The following is a 21,855-nucleotide window of genomic DNA, read 5'->3' as shown; positions in this document are numbered from 1 at the left end:
TAATTGATTCGTGCAGTTTAGCAGGTAAGCTCAATTACGCTTATTAGAGCCGCCGGGAACCGTATAGGGTCCGGTGGCTTTTTTGCGTGTGTAGAAAGATTGGATTTGGTGTAATAAATCCACATGTCTATATACCGCCGCCGGAGTCTTTATTTCCGGCGGCTTTTTGTGTTCTCGGAAAACGCCAAGGGGCAAGAAAAAACATAAACATATCTTTTAGGAGGAAATGAATGAATAGCATAAAGCAATATGGTTGGAATGAAAACTGGAGTACAAAATGGAATGAAAAGTGGAGTCATGCAGAGGATAAACAATTTATACCCGGGAGAATCGTTGGTGATTTCGGCAGTAAGTACAAAGTGTTAACTGATGTAGGAGAGACGTGGGGAGAGCTTGCCGGGAAGCTGAGACACACATTTGTAGCCTCGGGTGATTTTCCTGCCATTGGAGACTGGGTAGCATTAGCAATGCAAGATGGCGGCGAGCATGGAATTATACATGGTGTATTGCCCCGGCAGAGTGTGATCTCACGCAAGGTCGCAGGAAATACACAAGATGAGCAAATTGTTGCCTCCAATGTAGACACGTTATTTCTGGTCAGCGCGTTGAATGATGATTTTAATGTTCGCCGGATGGAGAGATATCTGATCATGGCTTGGAATAGTGGGGCAAATCCAGTTATTCTACTCACTAAAGCGGATCTTTGTCCGGATGCAGACAGTAAAATCGCTGAAATGGAGAGCGCGGCTCCCGGAGTATCAGTACATGCTGTTAGTGCAATACAAGATGAAGGGCGCGAGAAGCTGCTGCCTTACATTGGTGAGGGTCAAACAGTAGCTCTAACGGGCTCCTCCGGTTGTGGGAAGTCGACAATGGTCAACTGGCTATGCGGGAAGAACCTTCAGATTACTCAGGATGTTAGAGAAGGGGATAGCCGCGGACGTCATACTACTACCCACCGTGAACTGTTTGTTTTGCCGGATGGGGGGATTATCGTAGATACACCGGGGATGCGGGAGCTGCAGCTCTGGGAAGATGAAGGTGGTCTTGATCTAGCCTTTAGTGATATCAGCGGCCTAGCTACTAAGTGCCGGTTTAGTAACTGTAGTCATGAACGCGAAGAGGGCTGTGCTGTACTTGAAGCAGTCCAAACAGGTGAACTGGAAGAGAAGAGACTATTCAACTACCGAAAAACACAACGAGAAGTATTGTACCAAAATAATAAAGAAGCCAAGCTTAAGAGAAAAAGCGCAGCTTCCACTAAAGTGAGTTCATCCAGAACCAGAGGATACGGATGGCGTAAAGAGCTGGATGAATATTAAAAAGAATTGATATAACGGCATAGACATTGGAAAAGGGCGCCCCTTAGCTTTTGACAGCTAAGGGGCGCCCTTAATTATTGAATTGAATCTAAACGGTTATGGTTTAGAAGGATGCAGCAGTTTCCTTAGCCAGTTGCAATCCGTTTTCAATGATTTCAGCAGATTGTGCTGGAAGTTGGTTGTGGCCTTCGATGATTACTTGTGTAATATCTTTAATTCCCCACAGGTTAAGGTTACCAACGATGAAGTTTACTGCCATTTCAGCACTTGCTGCAGGACCTTCAGAGTAGATACCGCCTCTTGCATTCAGAACGATTGCTTTTTTACCTGTCAAAAGACCAACTGGACCTTCAGCAGTGTAAGAGAATGTTTTACCAGCTTGGCAAAGGTAATCTACATAAGTGTGCAATACAGCAGGTACAGTCATATTCCACAGTGGGAAACCGAATACTACCTTATCTGCAGCGATGAACTGGTTAAGATATTTATTAACGATAGCGGCACCAGCTGCTTCTTCAGGTGTTGCTTCGTATCCTTGAGCGGCTTTATACATACCAGTGATCAGGGTATTGTCGTAGTATGGAAGTTGCTCTGCGAACAGATCAAGCTCAGTGATTTCATCTTCTGGGTTGTTGAGTTTGTAGCTCTCCAAGAATTCATTGTAAAGCTTAACACTTACGGATTGTTCTGCTGGACGGTTGTTTGCTTTAATAAATAGAACTTTAGACATTATGATTTCTCCCTTGCATGTGTGTATTTAATATTAACTATATTTAATATAGCATGTAATCTTTTGTTTGTAAATTATTTTTTTGTTCTTGAAATTTGTTTGCGCTTAAGGAGTTTGAAAAAATGAAAACAAGGTTAATAGGTGATACAAGAGAACAGGAAATAATTTCCTGTCTCTATAAGTTCCAGAATGATCTAAAAGGAGCGATTGACATGTCCATCGATCGGTTTATCATTAAAAAATTGGACAGCTGTCACGAAGAGCATACGCGTCAGAATTTAGTGAAGCTATTTAGACTTCGAATCCAGAAAGCTGAAAAAGCAGAGCAGAAGAATTACAAGATCAGCTGATAATTGCTGAGCTCTTCTTAATAGTAGATTTTTCGCTGAATGAGACAGAGTCCTTGGGTTAAAAAAGTCCGTAAATATAGCAGAGCAGTGATCCTCCCGTTAAGGGGGGATCACTGCTCTGCGTTTTTTAGTTCTGGCAGATTGCTTCAGCATAAAGGGGCAGCAAATGAAAGCCAACCTACGACAAACGTCACTTTTGGCAGGTGACATAGTAGGGTCAGGCCACCCGCTACATCTAATCTGATGACCCATGCAAAGTCATTTGTTGAGTTACACACTAAGTGACCTTCCAAGTTATCCTCAGCGGCCAACGGACTCAGATGACGTTATATGCGAAATTATGGGCATTAGAGCAGAGTTTCGGACTCCAACGCAGCTATTTAGCTTTTTGAGGTCGTTAATTAGTGTTTTTCGTGCCAATAGTGACTCTGGGGTCCGATAGGATTCTAAATGAGCCAAAAAGCTGCGATTAAGGTCAACTGAGTCCGAAAGCATCCAACAATGAGTCCAATAGCAGTCAGCTATGTGACTAGTCAGTAAACAGCAATTCAATTTTGCTATATAGCAGTCCCAAGTCGAACCAAAGCAAACCATGCAGAACTCAAGCAGAACCAGACAGAACTAAGGTCGCATACTTTAATAGTTGAAGCTATGTATGTGTAAATGGTATCTAATACAAATGATGGCTCGGATTTAGATCAAGATGCTAGAGGGAGCTCCAAAATGGTCAAGAGGTCCCAGCGGTTATTATAGTGTTAAGTGACAACTCCCTGGAATTTCATGTAACCCGCTATACATACATCTGCACCACCGAGTAATAAACATCCATCGCAGGCAACGGACTCAGATGACGTTATATGCGAAATTATGGGCATTAGAGCAGAGTTTCGGACTCCAGCGCAGCTATTCAGCTTTTTGAGGTCGATAATTAGTGTTTTTCGTACCAATAGCGACTCTGGGGTCCAATAGGATTCCAAATGAGTCAAAAAGCTGCGATTAAGGTCTTCTGGGTCCGATAGCAGTCGGCTATGGGGATGGCCGGCAAGCAGCAATCTAAAATGTGCTATGAAATAGCACAAAGCAGTACAAAATAGCACCAAGCAGAACCAAGGTCGCTGATTTTGATAGTAGAAGCTATGTATGCGCAAATGGTATCTAAATCAAACGGAGTGTCATTTTGGATCAAGTTTAGCTTCAAAAAGAAAACGAGTCTAAGCAGCAATTCTTAGTTGCTTAGGACGCTCTTTATTAGAAGCGTAGGACTGCAATGTTGTGACAAAAAAACTACCCCTCCATTAATAGAGGGATAGCGCCAATGAATCATTTTCACTGTAACTGTGCAATATAGCTTCAGAGCCTTTAATTTCGATACTAATCAGAGAATTGAGGCATTTCTGGAGGGCACTTTTGCCCTTTTGAATTTTGAGCTCCAGCGTACTGTTAAGTAATCTAAGTACTTTTTGAGTGGGCTGTTTATTTTCTGTTGTGAAATACACAGGTACAAGTTTGTTCTGAAATGTGATGAGCATTCTCATTTTGAAATCACCTCGCTACAAGTATTTCATGTTAATGATCATACCCCTTGTTTCTTAATTTTACCTTAAAATTAGCTTATGATAACATAAAGATTGCTAGTTTAATATACATTTATATGTAATACAGGAAGGATACAATAATGTGAATGAGAAAGAACGAACGGATTTAACGGATTTAACGGAATTTTTATTTCCAGATCGGGTAACCGACCAAGTAGTATTAAATGAATTGTTAAATACTGCGTCTACAGCAGAAAGGATAGGTAGATTCAAATATAGAGAGAAGGAGAAAACTAAAGATCTGTGTTTACAAATACATAAGGATAAAATACTAGCCTACTGCAATAATACACCGGACTCTCCTCCGTGTGTGCTGAAGAACAGAGAGGAAACAGAGAGCTTTTGTCTCGAGTTGTTCGAATGTGAGAGAGCGATGGAGCCCTTTGCTCACGGGATTCCGGCGTTACTAATGTCAAAAAAAAGGTTCGAGGAGCTGAAAAAAGGCTCTGATTCCTCTACGGTTCACAGACTCTCAGAGTGTTTAGCTGCAGAGACAGGAGATGATGTCCATTCCAACCATCTTGCACAAGTGATGAAATGCTTCGACGCAGAGGGAGAATTGCGACTCTGTATTTCTAGTGAAAATGGCTGGAAGTTTCAGTATGCTAGCTTCATAAGCGATCATTCAAGTGGCTGGTTGCTGCGAATGAGCAGCGATCCTTCCCAAGACTGGATTGTAGCTCTTCCTATATCGAAAGCACAATTATGTGGTTCTGTGGCAGAGTGGGTGTTTCATTCCTCCGCTTTTCCTAGTCCACAATAACCGTTGAATAGGGAGGAAGAGTAAGCTGATCTGAATTTAAGGTCACTTTGTCAGCAGTTGTCTTTTGGATCTTGGTGTAAGAGATACCCTCAACATTTGGATGAAGCGTAATGATTTGTTCATCTCCAGTTAGGTTATGAACAACGAGGAGTTGATCCTCTGTTGTTATACGTTCGTAGGCCATTACCCCTGCATTGCCAGAAGTGTAGTCTCGAATTCCGCCATCACGGAGCGCTGGGACTTCGTTTCTTAACGCAATGAGTTCGCGGTATCTTTTAAGCAGTGAGCTGCTGTCGTTAGTCTGGCTTTCGACATTAATGCTAACATCATCAGCGTTATTGCTGCCGACCTCCCAAGTAGTCTGCCCCTCACCCTGATCCGCTGTCATCCATCTCATGGGCTCACGAATTCCTTCATCTGGTTTTACACCAAGCATTCCTATTTCTTCACCATAATAAATAAAAGGATTTCCAGGCAAGGTTAACAGCAGGGCTGCTGCCATTTTTGCATGATCCAGATTGCCGTCTAATTGACTCATGACTCTGTTTTGATCATGATTTGTCAAAAAAATCGCATCGGTAAAATGGCTCTCAGATATTTTGGAGTACAGATTATACGTACGTTCCAGCGTAAAGGCAGTCCCGCTGTCTTTTTCAGTTTTCACGGAATTAATAAGAGTCTCTGCTAAACCAAAGTTAAAGCTGGAGTCAAAGGCTTGATCCAAATAAGCCCCTACGGTGACTGCAGAATTCTCCCATACTTCACCAACAATATAAGCTTGAGGATTCACTTCATTCATCGCTTTGCGGAAATCCTGCCACCAAAATACATTTTTATGGGTTGTGGCTTGGCTTTTGTCGGTTAGAAGGTCTTCGTAAATATGTTTAGCAGCGTCTAAACGGAATCCATCAACCCCTTGTTCCAGCCAAAACTTGCCGATATCCTTCATTTCATTACGAACTTCCGTATGATCAAAATTTAGATCAGGCATGCCTTCCCAAAAGCCACCTAGATAATGACTACCCAGTAAAGAGTGCCATGCATTGCCACTACCAGCGGCACTGGCTCCATTCGCCGGACGTCCTTGATCTTCAGCCCATATGTACCAGTCGCGATATTTGCTGTCCTTATTTTTAGCGGAATCTACGAACCAAGGATGTTCTTTGGAGGTGTGATTCACGACCAAATCCATAATTACTTTAATCCCACGTTTATGCGCCTCCGTAACGAGCTCCTGTAAATCCTCAATCGTCCCATAATCTGGATTGATTGCACGATAATCAGTCACATCGTAACCATGATAGCTTGGTGAAGGGTTGATAGGCATAAGCCAAATCCCACCGATCCCCAGATCGTCTGTAGTGTCAGGATTTCCGTCATTTAAGTAATCTAATTTTTTGGTAATCCCTTTGAGGTCACCGATGCCATCCCCGTCAGAGTCATAGAATGAACGAACAAAAATCTCATAATAAACCGTTGAGGGTTGTTCGTCAGTAGTTATCGTTTTTGCAGCGGGAGGTGTTGTAGTATCCTGAACAGTATTTGCTTTTGGCGATGGAAAAGGGGAGGCAGAGGAAGAAATATTGTTATTATTTCCTGAACACCCGGAGAGCAGAAAGGCAGTTAAGCTAAGACCCAAAAGTCCGTTTATTGTGTGTTTTTTGGCGATAGGTGTTGCTCGTTTATCCATATAAAATAACCCCTTCTGCTGCAATTTTCCTATAAAGGAAATGGTAAGCGCTTTAATTCTTATAGTACTGTAATCAAATCCTCAGGTAAAACGTTTGCACAGATATAAAAACAGCGAATCCAGTGATATTTATCCATAAATTCAATAAAAACTGCTGATATCATGGATATTCTTTTAATTCCCCACGATATACGGGATTTTAACCTTTCAGTAGGCATGTGCATATGCTTTAAGCAAGGGCGAAGGACCCGGTAAGAAAGGAGAATGAAGAATGAAGATTCGGAAAAAGCTGTCATTGTCGCTCATGATCATTACTTTATGCTTTTCAGTACTTGCCGGTTGCGGCGGAAAGTCAGAGACGGTAAAGGTGAAGATTGGGGAGGTTACCCGCTCTGTCTTTTATGCACCCGAGTATGTTGCCTTGACTCAAGGTTTCTTCAAAGATGAAGGGCTGGATGTAGAACTGCAGACGATTCCCGGTGGCGATAAAACGATGACTGCATTGCTCTCAGGAGCTATTGATGTGGCGTTGGTTGGTTCAGAAACCTCCATTTACGTGTATCAGCAGGGCTCGGATGATCCGGTCATTAATTTTGCACAGCTGACTCAAAGGGATGGAACATTCCTGTTCGCCCGGAAGGCTGATGGAGATTTTAATTGGGATAAAGTGAAGGGCTCTACCTTCCTTGGTCAAAGAAAAGGCGGAATGCCACAAATGGCAGGCGCGTTTACTTTATCTAAAAAAGGAATTGATCCTGCGAAGGATATTACCTTGATCCAAAATATCGATTTTGCTAATATTGCCGGTGCATTTGCTTCAGGTACTGGTGATTATGTGCAGCTGTTTGAGCCGCAGGCCTCTATCTTCGAACGAGAAGACCGGGGAGCTGTAGTGGCATCGTTTGGGGTAGAGAGCGGTTATTTACCTTACACAGTATTTATGTCAAAGAACAGCTATATAAGCAAAAATGGGGACACCGTGCAAAAGTTCACTAATGCCATCCAGCGTGCTCAGCTTTGGGTGAAGGAACATAGTCCTGAAGAAATTACGGATGCCATAATAACTTATTTTGATAAAACGGATCGTGACATTGTGATTTCTGCTGTAAAACGCTACAAGGAACAGGACACCTACGCCATTAATCCGGTTGTTGATAATGAAGAATGGAATAATCTGCTGGATGTTATGGATAACGCAGGTGAACTTAAAGAACGTGTTCCAGCAGAAAAAATCGTGAACAATACTTTTGCTGAAAAAGCTGAAAAGACCATAAAGAGCAGTGGCTCTAAATAAGAGAGATAAGATCCTAAATGGATTTTGTTAACTATAAGGAGGGGATGACCTTGCTTCCAGTAGTGCAATTAAAGGGAGTAACGCATGCCTATCTCGGCGATCGGGAAGCTTCACTGGCCGTTGAGGATCTAAATCTTAATGTCGAGCAGGGAGAGTTCGTCAGCTTAGTAGGTCCAAGTGGCTGTGGCAAGACGACTCTCCTATCGATTATTGCCGGACTGCTGCAGCCCTCTGAGGGTGAAGTATTCGTAAATGGCCAACCCATTCTAGGCCCTTCACCTGAGGTTGGATATATGCTGCAGCAGGATTATCTTTTTCCTTGGCGGAGTATTCTTGACAATGCTGTGCTTGGACTGGAGCTGACCGGAAGCATAAACGAGGAGAGCCATAAACGGACTTTGGAGCTGCTTCGCGAGATGGGATTAGAAGGGAAAGAACATGCCTATCCTTCTCAGCTATCCGGAGGGATGCGGCAACGGGTGGCTCTTGTACGAACATTAGCTACCAATCCAGGACTGCTGCTGCTAGACGAGCCGTTCTCGGCACTTGATTATCAGATCAAACTTCAGCTGGAGGATTTAGTCTCAGAGACCTTACGCAGCCGGGGAACCACGGCTATTTTGGTCACGCATGATCTGTCAGAAGCGATTGCGGTCAGCAGTAGGGTTATTTTATTGCAGCGAAATCCAGGGAAGATTCGTAAAGTGTTTCCTGTTCCGGAGCTAATCCGCTCAGCCCCACCGCTGTATGCGCGTGATCAGCCAGGGTTTGCGGAGCTTTTTCATGAAGTATGGACAGAGATGGAGATCGCAGGGAGGGAAAGCTAATGAAACGAACAGAGCAAGCGGGAGTTTTAGCTTCCCGTGAACTGTGGCTGCAGCAAATGCATGTGGATTTCAAAAAAAGAAAGCAGCGCCAGCGTAATCAGGTAATTGCTGTAAGAAGCAGTCTGTTGCTGCTGTTCTTTGTGCTGTGGGAAGCGGGAGCAAGAATGGGCTGGATTGATGAGTTATTGTTCAGCTACCCGACAAAAATCTTCAAGCAGATTTGGCAGGATATGATCAGTGGAAGCTTGTGGCCTCATTTGGGGATGACGGTAGGAGAGACTGCGGTAGGGTTTGTTCTGGGAACCTTGTTAGGAACGCTGCTGGCAGTGATTATTTGGTGGTCTCCGTTTTTATCAGCGGTGCTTGATCCGTTTATGGTTGTCTTTAACAGTATGCCGAAGGTGGCCTTGGGGCCGATTTTTATCGTAATGTTCGGGGCGGGTTTCACCGCTATCGTTGTAACAACCTTATCGATTACGGTGATCATTACTACACTTGTTGTTTACAATAGCTTTTGTAGTGTGGATCCTAATCTTGTGAAGGTGGTTCGTTCTTTTGGAGCTTCTAAAGTTCAGGTGTTTTTTAAAGTGATTCTTCCGGCATCTTTTCCAACGGTTGTCTCTACCCTAAAGGTGAATGTGGGTATGTCATGGGTCGGGGTTATCGTGGGAGAGTTTCTAGTAGCAAAATCCGGTCTTGGGTACCTGATCATATATGGATTCCAGGTGTTTAATTTCACGCTTGTGATGTCCAGTCTGCTGATTATCGCAGCCGTAGCAACGGCAATGTATCAACTGGTAGTGTATCTGGAGAAGCGCTTGTTATACCGGCGGTAAGTCTAATGTAACGTTGTGTCCGTACACAAAATCTTGTAACATGTCTATATCTTTACCTATTAACGGTTAGTGCTTTTAAGGAGAGATAGGGTTATGGGATTTCGTGTGATTAAAACAGCTGCTGCGACGTTAATGTCCGTTCTTCTCGCGTCTGCAGTAGGCATACCCAATGCACAAAGTGCAGGGCTTTTAGCCATTTTGGGTGTGGAGGTTACCTTGAAAAGGAGTTTCCGGACGATAACGGCGCGTTTTTTGGCCTCGCTCGTGGGACTCTTTTTTGGGTGTATTTTATTTTGGATATTAGGGTTTCATTACTGGGTGCTTGGACTATACGTTCTGGTTGGCTTTCCGATGATTGTGAAGTCTGGCTACAAGGAAGGGATTGTCACTAGCTCTGTTATTGTGTTTCGTGTTTTTGGACAAGCTGAGTTATCGCTTCATGTGTTGTTGCAGCAAGTAGAGCTTCTGGCCATAGGTCTCGGTTCAGCGGGGGTGGTTAACTTGATTTACATGCCACAGACCGGGGGAGTTATTTATGGAATCCGCAAGGAAGTGGATCGATACTTTTCAGTTATTTTTACTCAGATGGCCCGTACTTTGCGTGAACCTGCGTATATGTGGGATGGCAAAGAATTAATTGATGCGGATAATGCAGTGCAGCGGGGACTGACTGCCGCTACTCGTGAGATGGAGAATCATGTGATTCATCCTGATGAAGCTTGGAATGTCTATTTCTATATGCGTAAGGAGCAGCTGGAATCGATTCAAAGCATGATGCAGCTGATTTCTCAAGTATATCGCCATTTACCGCATGGAGAGATGGTAGCTGAATTGTTCGACCAGCTTAGCGGAGATGTTTTGGCTGAAGAATATACAGGCCGCACGGAACATTTGCTGGAAGAGCTTGAACAAGAATTTGAAAGCATGGATTTGCCGGAGACACGTGAGGAATTCGAAGTGCGATCAGCGATTCTGCAGCTTTGCAGAGAATTGGCACTTTATTTGAAAATTGCGAAACGCCATAAAATACCGGTCAGCTATAAGCCTGAGAAACGTTTGCTCACCCGGAAAAAAGCTTAAAATTAGGCTTTAATAAAGTGAAGTATTAACATTCGCCCCTGAAATCACGATAAAATATGTATGAACTAAAAGTTGATCTCCGAAAGGGATTAACAATTATAGGGTGAGTTCAAATTCAAGCAGGAAATTCATATACGAATTTTCCGCATTGGCAGGTGAGGCGTATGGACAAAGATATGGAATCATTTATCGGAAAACAACTTGTAGCTAACCTCTTTAATGACAAAGGAGTATTTGTTTTACCCGCATTGACTTTATTGAGTGCTGAACATATTAGATTAATTCGACAACATAAGATCACTCTGGAATCTCATGACGTCGTCCAGCTGGATAGCGCGGAATTTTTCCAGCTTGCAATTGATGATTGTACAGCTGCGATTGAGAATATTTTTGAACAGATTCGTCATAACAAAAATAAAAGAATTCCTATGCTGGAAGTTAGAAATGAAGTGATTCCGTTTATCCAGCAGGTAAGCGAAAAGAATGACTTCTACGGAGTATTGGCTGCTTTGCAGACCAAAGATGATTATACATACAGACATAATGTAGCCGTGGGCATAATATCTACCTTGCTAGGCAAATGGCTGAAGCTAAAGTCTGAGGATTTGAGCATGTTGACCATTGCAGCGACTCTTCATGATATCGGCAAAATGAGAATCCCGGATGACATATTAACCAAGCCCGGTCCATTATCCGACGAAGAGTTTCAGCTGATGAAAAAGCATACGACCTTTGGGTATGAGATGATCAGGGATACGGTAGGCACAAACCATACCCAAGCGCTAGTAGCCTTACAGCATCATGAAAGAATGGACGGCAGTGGTTATCCATTTGGTGTGCTTGGGAACCGGATTACTGATTTCAGTAAAATCGTTGCTGTGGCTGATGTGTTTCACGCGATGACCTCCGACCGTTTTTATCGCAAAGCGGCTCCTTTATACGAAGTATTACTGCAAATGGAGGAGAGTGTGTTCGGTAAGCTCGACCCTTATATTTGCAGAGTGTTTATTAATAAGTTAATGCAGTCAATGCTAGGGAACGAAGTGGAATTGACAGATGGGCGAAAAGGAAAAATTGTTATGATTCTTGCTACAGACCCTTTGCGGCCACTGGTGAATATTGATGAGGATTTTATTGACTTAAGCAAACATAGATCGCTTGGAATTGTGCGGGTAATCCCGCAATAGCTGGTGTTTTAAGGTTTTTTTAGGGGTCAGGAATGGCTCTGGAACAGGTTGGACCATTTTTGGAATCTACTCATATATGTACAAATTTTGAAATAAAATGAACTATGAGTCTCCTGAAAAAGCCTTCTTGAGGGCTTACTCAAATTTATTTATAGTCTAACAATCAACAAATGCCTAGAACCTGCATACACTTGATAGTGAATGATTGTATGGAGGAGGTTCAAAGATGTCATTAAGCCATAAACGTCAAACAAGGGAGATCATTACGAAGGCAATTTGCGGCAAAGGTCGTAAGTTCTCTACAGCAACCCATACCGTGACTCCGCCACATCATCCGACTAGTATTTTGGGGGCTTGGATTATCAACCACCAATACGAAGCGGTTGCCGCCGGGAACGGAATCGAAGTAATTGGTACTTATGATGTAAACATCTGGTACTCGTACGACAAGAACAAGCAGACCGAGGTAGCAAAGGAAACAGTCTCTTATGTGGAGCTCATCCCGCTTTCCTACCTGGACACGAGACACCGCACTTCAACAGTTGAGGTCTCTGCGGAGGCAACGCAGGAACCCAACTGTGTAGAAGCGGGCGTATCGCCAGGCGGAGGCAGTGTGACACTTCGCGTAGAGCGCGAATTCGAAGTGGAGTTGGTGGCTGAGACCAAAGTCCGTGTGTATGTCACTGAGCAAAGTGATGATCCAGAAGACAAGGATTATGATTTTGAAGGTGATAGCTTCGATTACGATGATCTGGACCCTGACAATCTGGATGATGAGCTGTAAGGAAGGATACGCCGCCGTTAACTGAGTATCAATGGGTTATGGTCCATTATATGTAGGGAGTGCGGCGGCGTAGAGGGCGAATGCCCTCCTTTTTTTTATTTATTTTTAGGATGAAAAAAGGTTCACGCTCGGATGGAGGCGCTAAAGAGTATGAATGAAGGTCTTAAGGTGTATTCAGAATTGTCTGTGGCAGAGAGAGAGTCTAGATTGCTTAGAAGCGGAGTTGAAGCAACGCTGACGCCATCTGTAAAACGTTTTGTCGATACATATGCTTTACACGCTACTGAGAAGGGGCACAGGCAGTGTTATAAGATATTGGTTTATCATTTGACTGTGCTCCACATCTCTTTGCTTGGAGCGGGTCTTGGAATGCGTGCGGCCACCGATAATTATAGCGAAGCTGTGAGCTTTGCTAATGCCGAGAGCAATACCACGGGAGGCCGAGTGCGGGGAGAGCTTCGCGGGGTGATGAAATTGCTCCAGCGGATTGCTGTCCGCACGCTGTACAGCTTGGGGCTGGATAGCGGTGAGGTACTGCTGAGGGCAATGGGGAACCGGAGGTATGTGGTGGAGGGAGTCACTCCACTAGTAAAGACCTCCGGGCAACGATTGCCCGAGCCTTATCGTTCCGCAGCGTTAGCGCTGGAACGAAAGCAGGCTCTGGAGCAGCCGGGCCGCAGCGGCTTGCTGATGGGTATGGACCCGGAGTTCATCATCCTCCGGGAATCCACCGGCCGCGTCGTGCCTGCGTCGCGGTACCTGCCCACGGACGGCGTCGCTGGCTGCGACGCCGGACCTCCGGGAACGCGCGGCGCGTTCCCGGTCGCCGAGCTGCGCCCTCAGCCGCGCGGGGAACCGCGCGCACTGCTGGCGCAGCTGATGTCCGCCGCGGCGCTGGCGGACCGGCTCATCGCCGACCGCTCGCTGCGCTGGCGGGCGGGAGGCATGCCGCTGACGGGCTGGGCCCTCGGCGGCCATCTGCACTTCAGCGGCGTGACGCTGACGGCGCCGCTGCTGCGCGCGCTCGATAACTATCTCGCGCTGCCCATGCTTCTGCTCGAAGACGTCCGCGCAGGGGCGCGTCGTCCCCGATACGGCGTGCTCGGCGATTTCCGGACTCAGCCGCATGGCGGCTTCGAGTACCGGACCTTGCCGAGCTTCCTGGTATCCCCGGTCATCGCTAAAGGCGCGGTCTATCTGGCTCATCTGATCGTGAGCCATTATGAGGACCTGACGCAACGCCCGCTCGACCGGGAAGACCTGCATATCGCCTACTACAGCGGCGATAAACCTCCGCTGCGCGCCGCAATCCCCCCATTGCTGGCGCAGCTGCGTTCCCTAGGCGGCTACGAGATTGCCGCCCCCTATATCGAGCCTTTATTCGAATATATTGCCGCTGAGCGGACGTGGGATGAGTCGCGTGATATACGTGAGTTATGGTGCAGCAAAGTAAAAATGTGATATTTTACTATTTGGTCTACATGTTAACGAGGGTCCATGAACCGATATCTTGAAAGCCAAGTCGTTTATAAATAACTCCGGCATGTGGGTTGTCATAAAAGAGGCATAATGACTTTCCTTCATGAAGCAGGTCTGCACATAGCTGTGCCATTACGCGCGAAGCAAGGCCTTGCTCTCTGAATGCTTGATGTGTGGCAACCCCGACAATCATCGCTGACATGGAATTTTCCGCTGAAGTTGAAGCTGTGACAATGACCTTATCTTCCCGTTCCATATAATACGTGCGGCCGGTGTTGCTTTCCAGCGTTTTACGCAGGCTGGTTCTTGAACCATTCCGGCTGCTTTCAAATTCTTCAATGGTATCGGTGAGTGCGCAAATCGCTTCTACATCCTGAACTGTAGCTTTTTTGATAGGCTCAGCTGAAGAGAAGGACTCAATTATTTTATTGTTCATATCTTTTAATTCAGCAAAATACAGCTGTTTTACTTGTTTGAAATTAATTTCCCCGTCAAAAGCCTTCACCACCTCTGAGGCTCCGGAGATCATATGTATGTCATTATCCTTTCGGATAATCTCAGCGAACCCCTCGACATCAAAAGGGCCATCTGCATAAGGAAGGTAACTTCTATAGAAGCGCAGCAGAACGGCTTTTATCCGCCCGTCGGCTGGATCAATCTCTCCCCATAAATCCATGAAATCCTGTTCAAACCCAAAATTCTCCACATCGCCAATGATAAATAAATTAAGCGCCGGCTCTTTCCGCAGCAATGCCATCAGCAGCTCTTGATCATCCTTCGTTAGCTTTCGTATCATATTGTATTCTCCTTTGATTTTTATATGGGCTGACGCTCTGTGTTAAGATTTTACAATATTTAAAAGCAGAAGAATATACCTCCTGTAAGTGTTTGTCTGATAAGTATTCTAGTCTTTCGTTGTACTAATGTGAGGTTTCAGGGTAACTTTGTCCATCAATTTTCTGTTATAATGGGGGACAGCATTAAATAGGCATGGAGGTTGACCATGGCACAATATACGCCGATGATAGAGCAATATTTAAAGGTAAAGGAAGGGGCTAAGGATGCCTTCCTATTTTTTAGACTGGGCGATTTCTATGAAATGTTCTTTGAAGATGCCATTTTGGCTTCCAAGGAGCTTGAGATTACGTTGACAGGCCGCGAAGGCGGAGGTGAGGAGAAAATCCCTATGTGTGGAGTGCCTTACCACGCCGCCGAGGGGTATATTCAACGCCTGATAGAAAAAGGATATAAAGTCGCCATTTGTGAGCAGTTAGAGGATGCTTCAGTCACTAAAGGCATGGTGAAGCGGGATATTGTACGCGTCGTGACACCAGGAACCGTGATGGATGGAAAAATCATTGCTGACAAGAGCAATAACTACCTCGTTTGCGTCACCGAAAGTGACGGAATGATGGCATTAGCTGCCTGCGATTTAACAACTGGTGAGCTGTATGTTACTTCGGTATTATCTGGAGCCGAATGGCTGCGTGATGAGATTGGCATTTATGAACCGGCTGAGATCATCGGAGACGCTGCACTTTTGGAGATCCTGCGAAGCGAAACGCCGCTGTTAGCCAAACCTGTAGTTTACACCCCTTGGGAGAAACGCGAGGAGGAGCTGGCACGTCGTCAGTTCGGTGAAGCGGCATGGGTACGTCTAGAGAAGGAACGTGGACAATGTCTGGCGCTTCTGATCTCTTATCTGAATGAGACCCAGCGGCGTTCGTTAGGGCAGCTTAGTCAGATTTCTCCTTATGAACCAGGCAATTATATGATTCTAGATCCATTTACACGCCGGAATCTTGAACTAACCGAGACGGTTCGTGAACGCTCCAAAAAAGGATCCCTGCTTTGGCTGCTGGATCGAACGGAAACCTCGATGGGCGCCCGTCTGTTGCGTCGCAGAATTGATAAGCCGCTATTGCAGCGAGCTCCGATCGAACGGCGCCTAGAGGCTGTCGATTATTTGTACAATCAGTTTATCGTTCGCGAGGACCTGCGTTTAGCGCTTAAAGAAATTTATGATTTGGAGCGTTTGGTGGGTCGTATTGCTTTTGGCAGCGCCAATGGACGTGATATGAATGCTCTGAAATTATCGCTGGCGCAAATTCCTGCATTGAAGGAATTATGTATGACCTCCGGTTCAGCTACTTTACGAGAGATCGGTGCAAGTATGGATGAATGCGCTGAGCTGCGAGAGGATATTGACCGCGCAATCGTCGAGGATGCCCCGGTGTCTGTGCGCGACGGTGGAATTATCCGTTCCGGTTATCATGAACGTTTGGACGAGCTTAGGGAAGCTAGCAGTAACGGTAAACGGTGGATCGCTGAACTGGAAGCTAAGGAAAGACAGGCCACTGGCATTAAGTCACTGAAGATCGGCTATAACAAAATCTTCGGTTATTTCATAGAGATCACCAAATCCAATCTGGCTGCACTGCCGGAAGGACGATATGAACGTAAGCAGACGCTTGCCAACGCAGAGCGTTTTGTCACACCTGAGCTTAAAGAGAAGGAAGCACTCATCCTTGAAGCTCAGGATAAAATGACGGATTTGGAATACAGCCTCTTTACCGAGCTGCGTGATCGCATCAGTGGGCAAATTCCCCGCCTGCAAAATCTTGCAGAAAAGGTTGCCGAGATTGATGTGTATCAATGCTTGGCGGCAGTTAGTGCCGAACATCGTTTTGTGAAGCCAGTCCTTTCGGATGGTTATGATCTTCGGCTTGAAGGGGGCCGTCATCCTGTTGTGGAGGCGGTGCTTAAAGATTCCGCGTTTATTGCAAATGGAAGCACGCTGAGTAAGGAAGAAGGTAACATTCTTCTAATTACAGGTCCTAATATGGCGGGCAAAAGCACCTACATGCGTCAGGTGGCGCTGATCTGCATCATGGCTCAGATTGGATGTTTTGTTCCAGCAAACAGTGCTGAAGTTCCGCTTATAGACCGGATCTTTACTCGTATTGGAGCAGCTGATGATTTGATCGGTGGTCAAAGTACATTTATGGTGGAAATGGCTGACATCCAGGTTATGACAGAGAAAGCAACAGCTCGCAGCTTGATTATTATTGATGAGCTGGGAAGAGGTACCTCGACCAGTGAAGGTATGGCCATCGCTCAGGCGGTTATTGAATATGTACATGATGTTATTTCTTGCAAAGCTCTAGTTTCGACCCATTTTCATGAATTGGCTCATTTGGAAGGGAGTCTTAAAGGACTTCGGAATTACTCTATGGCTGTTCAAGAGAGCGGCGATAAAGTAAACTTCCTGCGCAAGCTAGTTCCTGGAGCGGCTGACAGCAGCTATGGGATCTATTGTGCACGTCTTGCGGGTCTTCCTGAAGGGATTATTGACCGAGCTTATGGTCTCTTACAGAGCATTGAGCAGGCAGCCCATCCTGGTGGTACTGAACTTCATTACGGGGGAAGCCTCGAAAGACAGGCGGCTGTAAGAGAAGTTGCTAGCACATCTTCCGTGGCGCAAGCCGTAAGTGTCATCACTGAGGCACCTGTAGAAAATGAGGTTGTTCAGTTGTCTATCTTTGGTGAGGAAGAACCACGCAAGAACCGCAAAGGTAGTGCACATCAAGTAGCGGTAACTGAAATCCATGAGAATCCCGCGCTAAAAGAGTTCATTTCTTCTGTGCGTGACGCTGATCTTATGAATATGACGCCGCTGCAGGCGATGAGTCTGTTGAACGAGCTGAAGATGAAGGTTAAGGATCTGCAATAAAGATTTTATAATAATTGATTGCCTAAATAAGAGGTGAATGAAATGGCCAAAATTCATATATTGGACGAGCATATTGCCAACCAGATTGCTGCGGGTGAAGTAGTAGAGCGGCCAGCTTCTGTTGTAAAGGAGCTTGTCGAGAATGCGATTGACGCTGGCAGTACAAGAATTGAGGTATCGGTAGAAGAGGGGGGCTTGCAGAGCATCCGCGTTAAAGATAATGGCTCTGGGATTGATCCTGAAGATTGTGAGACCGCCTTTTACCGGCATGCTACAAGTAAAATTCTGAATGGCCGTGATCTATTTCAAATCACAAGCTTAGGCTTCCGCGGAGAGGCACTTCCCAGTATTGCCGCGGTATCCAAGGTATCGCTTCTAACTGCAACTGCCGATGACGGCAAAGGGCGCCTAGTAGACATTGAGGGTGGCAATCTCATACGAAATGAGGACGCTCCTTCCGGCCGGGGAAGTGATCTTGCCGTTCGTGAATTATTTTTTAATACGCCGGCAAGGCTGAAATATATGAAGAGTATTCAGACGGAGCTGGGCCATATCTCAGATGCCATGTACCGCATGGCGCTCGCTCATCCGGGGATCTCTTTTACCTTGCATCATAATGGCAATCAGCTGCTGCATACGCTCGGAAATGGTGATCTGCTGCAGGTCATCGCAGCTGTTTACGGAACCAATGCCGCCAAAGCAATGCTGCCGATTACGGCAGAAGACTTGGATTACCGGATTTCCGGATATATTAGTCGTCCAGAATGGACTCGTTCCAATCGAAATGCAATCACTACTATTGTCGGTGGACGTTATATTCGCAGTAATGGTCTGAACGCAGCAATCATGCGCGCTTATCATACCTTGCTTCCGATTAACCGTTATCCGCTATTAGTTCTTGAACTGGATATGCACCCCTCTTTGGTAGATGTCAATGTACATCCAGCAAAACTGGAGGTTCGATTTAGTAAAGAGAATGAGCTTTACACCTTTGTTGAGCAGGAGATCCGCAAAATACTGCTGGGGCAAAGTCTGATTCCACGTCCAAGCAAGGAAACAATCGGACCCAAGGGCAGCAGCTCCTTTATTCAGGAGCAATTTGCCTTTTCCAAAGGGGCCGTTCCACCGTCATCTTCGACTGGTGATGTGAAGGATACAGCTCCCACGGGATCTGCCAACTTCTTAAGTGGACTACAGTCATCGAGCCTTGACCGTAATACCCGTGATTTTAGCAAGGAAGGTCAGGCGGATCATCAGGTGGCTCGCGAGGTGGCTCCAGCTTACGGGTCAGGCTATCCGTCTTCATCTTCGCAGGGGCGCCAAACTAGTGCGAATACTAGTTATTCCAATAGCTATCGCCCGCAAGAAACCTCAATGTCGCAGAAGCAGCTCCCTTCGGTTGAGAAGCTATGGGCTCCACCACAACAAGAAGAGCCTGGACTTCCGGCCTTTCCTGAGCTTAATTATATAGGTCAGCATCATGGGACGTATATTATTGCTCAGAATGATGGAGGGCTTTATTTAATCGATCAGCATGCGGCACATGAACGAATTAATTACGAATACTTCTATGAGAAATTTGGTCGGCCGGAGGATGCCTCACAGGAGCTGCTACTGCCGATTACGCTGGAGTTCACGCCTTCTGAAAGTCGCCAGCTTAGTGAACGTCTACATTGGTTTCAGCAGGCCGGGGTATACCTTGAGCACTTTGGCGGACAAACCTTTCTCGTTCGTTCCTTGCCCTATTGGTTTCCTGAAGGGGATGAGAAGGCGGTCGTTGAAGAAATGGCGGAGTGGGTCTTAAGTGAGCGTATGATTGATCTTGCGAAGCTAAGAGAAAAGTCATCGATTCTGTGTTCATGTAAAGCCTCGATTAAGGCCAACCATAAACTAACAGAACAGGAAGTGGAAGCTCTGTTATCCCGACTTGCAGAGTGCAAGCAACCGTATACTTGCCCACATGGACGGCCGATTGTGATCTCTTTTTCATCCTATGATTTAGAGAAATTGTTCAAGCGGGTTATGTAATTATACATTTTTTTGAAATTTGTTGAGAGCAAGACTGGAGGCACCATGATTATAACTACGGGGTATAGCCCGATAATGGAAATAGTAGAACGCGCGCAAAGCCTTGCGGAGAGAACGGGTTGTAGTTATGCTTCACGTGAGAAACTCTCAATTACAAGGATGGTTGAACATTACGGAGATGAGGATATTCTGATTCTATCTCAGGACGCTGTTCGACTACACCGCTTAGGAATGGAGCCTATGGAGTTTCATCCAAGCATGGGCTTCGTTCGCGCTAAACGAATCCTAAAGGGTGAGATCGAGCCGATGCTTGTTGCTGCTCGAATGCTTCCCGGAGATAGCGTATTGGATTGTACAGCCGGATTAGGAGCCGACTCCTTACTGTTTGCTGTGCATGGTGGTGAGTCCTCGGAGGTTACCGCTTTGGAGAGCTCATTACCGCTGTACGCACTGCTCAGTGAAGGGATGTCTCATTACACCTCTGGGCAAGTAAAGGTCAATGAGGCTTTACGCAGAGTTAATGTCGTGCATAGTGAACATTTGGATTATTTACGGTCTCAACCAGATCGAAGTGTGGATATTGTCTACTTCGATCCTATGTTTCGCGTGCCTCTGACGGGTTCTGCCTCGATTTCCCCGCTGCGGCAATTCGCTAACCGTGCAGCCTTATCGACAGAGAGTGTAGCAGAGGCGGTTAGGGTCGCCCGTAAGACTGTTCTTTTAAAAGAAAAGGCTTTGAGTGGCGAATTTGAACGCCTAGGGTTTACTGAGCTGCTCCGAAGCAACTCCAAAACATCGTACGGGGTGATACACATTGACAACTAAAGAAAGGCATAAGGTTCTAGTGCTGTTAGGACCAACTGCCGTAGGCAAAACCCGGTTAAGTCTGGAGCTGGCAGCAGCTTATAACGCTGAGATTATTTCCGGCGATTCGATGCAGGTTTATTGTGGTATGGATATTGGTACAGCTAAGATTACACCCGCTGAAATGAAGGGAATTCCCCATCACCTGATCGATATTCATGATCCGCAGGATGCGTATTCTGCCGCTGAATTTCAAGAGCAGGGCACTAGACTTATCGAGGAGATAAGCGCTAGAGGGAAGCTTCCCTTTATCGTAGGGGGGACTGGACTGTATATTGAGTCTTTATGTTACGGCTTTCAGTTCTCGGAAGCAGTGGCTGATGAAGCTTTCCGTAAAGAGCAGGATCAATTTGCGGAAGAATATGGAGCGCTTGCACTGCATGCCAGACTCGAGGCGGTTGATCCAGTCAGCGCAGCCAAACTTCATCCTAACGACCGTCGCAGAATTATCCGTGCACTGGAAATTCAACACCAGACAAACACTACACTTTCCGCTTCTCATGCTGCTCAAAAGAAGGAATCACCCTATGACTTATGTCTCATAGGTTTGACAATGGACCGGAAAATACTATATAAACGTATTGAGGACCGAATTGATAGCATGCTGGCGGATGGTCTCGTTGCTGAGGTGAAGGGACTGCTAGATAACGGTTACAGCAGAAGCCTTGTGTCCATGCAGGGATTGGGTTACAAGGAAATTGCCGCTTACCTGGCGGGAGAACTGACGCTGGAAGAAGCTGTGATACTGCTTAAACGCGATACTCGCCGATTCGCCAAAAGACAGTTGTCATGGTTTCGCCACATGAAGGAAATCGAGTGGATCGATGTCGAAGGTGAACAAAACTTTTCTGAGAATTTCTCAAAAATACGTGGTATAATAGCAGGAAAGTTTCTCTCAGGTCTTGAATATACTTCTGAACAATCTAATTGAACCATTGGGGGTACGTCATATGAACAAGTCCATTAACATCCAAGATACATTCTTGAACCAACTACGCAAAGAAAATATCCCTGCTACGGTATATCTGACCAACGGTTTTCAAATCCGGGGAATAATTAAAGCATTCGACAATTTTACAATCGTCATTGACAGTGATGGACGCCAGCAAATGGTGTATAAACACGCAATTTCCACGTTCACACCACAGCGTAGTGTATCACTGATGCAAGACAGCAGTAGTGAAGAATAATATTTATCAAAAATGAATTGAAACCTTTCTTGTTTATAAATCGTTTGAATAGAGTGTGAGAGAGCAACCTGTGAAGGTTGTTCTTTTCATTCATGGCAGACCA

At 45.6% G+C, this 21,855-nt stretch carries 19 protein-coding genes; 15 read left to right on the top strand and 4 right to left on the bottom strand.

Annotated features, from left to right (window positions below; all coding sequences use genetic code 11):
• Window positions 1-230: 230 nt before the first annotated feature.
• Window positions 231-1,322: a ribosome small subunit-dependent GTPase A gene (gene rsgA, locus MHH86_RS17465; RefSeq protein WP_076144727.1), complete on the top strand. Its 1,092-nt coding sequence runs from the start codon at window positions 231-233 to the stop codon at window positions 1,320-1,322.
• 103 nt (window positions 1,323-1,425) lie between these two features.
• On the opposite strand, the gene MHH86_RS17460 is transcribed toward rsgA, so the two are convergent.
• Complete coding sequence (locus MHH86_RS17460) at window positions 1,426-2,052, bottom strand: FMN-dependent NADH-azoreductase (protein ID WP_038571605.1); 627 nt, start codon at window positions 2,050-2,052, stop codon at window positions 1,426-1,428.
• 122 nt (window positions 2,053-2,174) lie between these two features.
• Between MHH86_RS17460 and MHH86_RS17455 the strand changes: the two genes are divergently transcribed.
• A complete protein-coding gene (locus MHH86_RS17455; protein WP_038571602.1) occupies window positions 2,175-2,402 on the top strand; it encodes a hypothetical protein in 228 nt (75 codons plus the stop codon).
• A 1,295-nt stretch (window positions 2,403-3,697) separates the two neighbouring features.
• Here MHH86_RS17455 and MHH86_RS17450 read toward each other — a convergent pair.
• Window positions 3,698-3,937: a hypothetical protein gene (locus MHH86_RS17450; protein WP_036687997.1), complete on the bottom strand. Its 240-nt coding sequence runs from the start codon at window positions 3,935-3,937 to the stop codon at window positions 3,698-3,700.
• 142 nt (window positions 3,938-4,079) lie between these two features.
• Here MHH86_RS17450 and MHH86_RS17445 point away from each other — a divergent pair, with 142 nt between their 5' ends.
• Window positions 4,080-4,760, top strand: a complete 681-nt coding sequence (locus MHH86_RS17445; RefSeq protein WP_036687996.1) for a hypothetical protein — start codon at window positions 4,080-4,082, stop codon at window positions 4,758-4,760.
• On the opposite strand, the gene MHH86_RS17440 is transcribed toward MHH86_RS17445, so the two are convergent.
• Window positions 4,747-6,450 carry an alpha-amylase family glycosyl hydrolase gene (locus tag MHH86_RS17440; protein WP_051491554.1) on the bottom strand — a complete coding sequence of 568 codons (1,704 nt, stop codon included), beginning with the start codon at window positions 6,448-6,450 and terminating at the stop codon, window positions 4,747-4,749. The two genes, MHH86_RS17445 and MHH86_RS17440, sit on opposite strands and share 14 nt — an antisense overlap.
• A gap of 271 nt (window positions 6,451-6,721) precedes the next feature.
• Between MHH86_RS17440 and MHH86_RS17435 the strand changes: the two genes are divergently transcribed.
• The 7 genes from MHH86_RS17435 (at window position 6,722) to MHH86_RS17405 (ending at window position 13,919) form a co-directional block, all read left to right on the top strand.
• On the top strand, window positions 6,722-7,744 hold the full coding sequence (locus tag MHH86_RS17435) for an ABC transporter substrate-binding protein (RefSeq protein ID WP_038571597.1): 1,023 nt from the start codon (window positions 6,722-6,724) through the stop codon (window positions 7,742-7,744).
• Window positions 7,745-7,794: 50 nt separating this feature from the next.
• Complete coding sequence (locus MHH86_RS17430; RefSeq protein ID WP_036687761.1) at window positions 7,795-8,571, top strand: ABC transporter ATP-binding protein; 777 nt, start codon at window positions 7,795-7,797, stop codon at window positions 8,569-8,571.
• A complete protein-coding gene (locus MHH86_RS17425; protein WP_036687759.1) occupies window positions 8,571-9,407 on the top strand; it encodes an ABC transporter permease in 837 nt (278 codons plus the stop codon). Before MHH86_RS17430 ends, MHH86_RS17425 begins: the two co-directional genes overlap by 1 nt.
• A 93-nt stretch (window positions 9,408-9,500) precedes the next feature.
• Window positions 9,501-10,487: an aromatic acid exporter family protein gene (locus tag MHH86_RS17420; protein ID WP_036687757.1), complete on the top strand. Its 987-nt coding sequence runs from the start codon at window positions 9,501-9,503 to the stop codon at window positions 10,485-10,487.
• Window positions 10,488-10,651: 164 nt separating this feature from the next.
• A complete protein-coding gene (locus MHH86_RS17415) occupies window positions 10,652-11,674 on the top strand; it encodes an HD-GYP domain-containing protein (RefSeq protein WP_051491532.1) in 1,023 nt (340 codons plus the stop codon).
• A 226-nt stretch (window positions 11,675-11,900) separates the two neighbouring features.
• A complete protein-coding gene (locus MHH86_RS17410) occupies window positions 11,901-12,458 on the top strand; it encodes an outer spore coat protein CotE (RefSeq protein ID WP_036687755.1) in 558 nt (185 codons plus the stop codon).
• A gap of 150 nt (window positions 12,459-12,608) precedes the next feature.
• Window positions 12,609-13,919: a hypothetical protein gene (locus MHH86_RS17405; RefSeq protein ID WP_051491531.1), complete on the top strand. Its 1,311-nt coding sequence runs from the start codon at window positions 12,609-12,611 to the stop codon at window positions 13,917-13,919.
• A gap of 16 nt (window positions 13,920-13,935) precedes the next feature.
• Here MHH86_RS17405 and MHH86_RS17400 read toward each other — a convergent pair whose 3' ends face one another.
• Window positions 13,936-14,733 (bottom strand): GNAT family N-acetyltransferase, encoded by a 798-nt coding sequence (locus MHH86_RS17400; protein ID WP_036687750.1) that lies wholly within the window; start codon window positions 14,731-14,733, stop codon window positions 13,936-13,938.
• A gap of 207 nt (window positions 14,734-14,940) precedes the next feature.
• On the opposite strand from MHH86_RS17400, the gene mutS reads away from it, so the two are divergent.
• From mutS to hfq, 5 genes are read left to right on the top strand one after another with little or no spacing between them, the layout of a single operon-like run.
• Entirely contained in the window at window positions 14,941-17,670 is a 2,730-nt protein-coding gene (mutS, locus tag MHH86_RS17395; RefSeq protein ID WP_036687747.1) for a DNA mismatch repair protein MutS, read from the top strand.
• 42 nt (window positions 17,671-17,712) lie between these two features.
• A complete protein-coding gene (gene mutL, locus MHH86_RS17390; protein WP_036687745.1) occupies window positions 17,713-19,698 on the top strand; it encodes a DNA mismatch repair endonuclease MutL in 1,986 nt (661 codons plus the stop codon).
• 12 nt (window positions 19,699-19,710) lie between these two features.
• Window positions 19,711-20,523, top strand: coding sequence for a class I SAM-dependent methyltransferase (locus MHH86_RS17385; protein WP_305953509.1), 813 nt, complete (start codon window positions 19,711-19,713; stop codon window positions 20,521-20,523).
• Window positions 20,513-21,493, top strand: a complete 981-nt coding sequence (gene miaA / locus MHH86_RS17380) for a tRNA (adenosine(37)-N6)-dimethylallyltransferase MiaA (protein ID WP_063829841.1) — start codon at window positions 20,513-20,515, stop codon at window positions 21,491-21,493. The genes MHH86_RS17385 and miaA overlap by 11 nt, the downstream gene beginning before the upstream one ends.
• A gap of 19 nt (window positions 21,494-21,512) precedes the next feature.
• Window positions 21,513-21,752 carry an RNA chaperone Hfq gene (gene hfq, locus MHH86_RS17375; protein ID WP_036687741.1) on the top strand — a complete coding sequence of 80 codons (240 nt, stop codon included), beginning with the start codon at window positions 21,513-21,515 and terminating at the stop codon, window positions 21,750-21,752.
• Window positions 21,753-21,855 lie beyond the last annotated feature (103 nt).

Origin of the sequence: Paenibacillus sp. FSL F4-0097 (assembly GCF_038593125.1) — a bacterium.
GTDB classification, from domain to species: Bacteria; Bacillota; Bacilli; order Paenibacillales; family Paenibacillaceae; genus Paenibacillus_AQ; species Paenibacillus_AQ odorifer.
Note: the sequence above shows the minus strand (reverse complement) of the source record. Positions and strands in the feature narration are given on the sequence as shown.